1 protein-coding gene is annotated in these 550 nt (G+C 51.5%); it reads right to left on the bottom strand.

The window, feature by feature from the left end; all coding sequences use genetic code 11:
- The coding region (locus NRB16_RS29115) for an LLM class flavin-dependent oxidoreductase (RefSeq protein WP_257107597.1) at positions 1–218 on the bottom strand (218 nt) is incomplete at its 3' end.
- Positions 219–550 lie beyond the last annotated feature (332 nt).

The following is a 550-nucleotide window of genomic DNA, read 5'->3' on the forward strand; positions in this document are numbered from 1 at the left end:
AGGAACTTCAGGCGCTCGGTCAGCGGCACCAGCGCCGAAGCAATGACCCAGGAGTCTTCGCAGGAACGGCCGGTAGGAATCAACACACCGTGATAGCCCAGATCATCGGCAGCCTGCGCCACCTGCTTCAGGTAGTTGAGAGTGACCGGGCGTGCGCCTTTGGTCGTACCCAGAAAATGACCATCGCCGTGGGTGGGAAGAAACCAGAAAACGTTCATGACAATTCCTTGGGAAGATCAGGCAGTGTTGATAGCTGGACAGCACCTACTGTTGCCTCGCAGACAGTTGGCTCACAGCGCGGGAGAGGTGCCAGTTATAAAGGCTGGGATTTATTCCGTAAAAGAACTGAAATATATATTTTTATAGCTTTATTGAATATAAAGGGGCGAGCTGTTTGTGAGGCAGCAAACAGCATTCGCGAGGCGTCATTGAAGACGACAGATTTTCTTTGGGTTCACTGGCTCTTCGCGAATGAATTGGCGCTCATCAAACATAACGCAACATCATGAATTGAAAGGTTAATGTAGGAGCGCGCTTGCCCGCGACCGAG

Origin of the sequence: Pseudomonas sp. LJDD11, assembly GCF_024584215.1 — a bacterium.
Taxonomy (GTDB): domain Bacteria; phylum Pseudomonadota; class Gammaproteobacteria; order Pseudomonadales; family Pseudomonadaceae; genus Aquipseudomonas.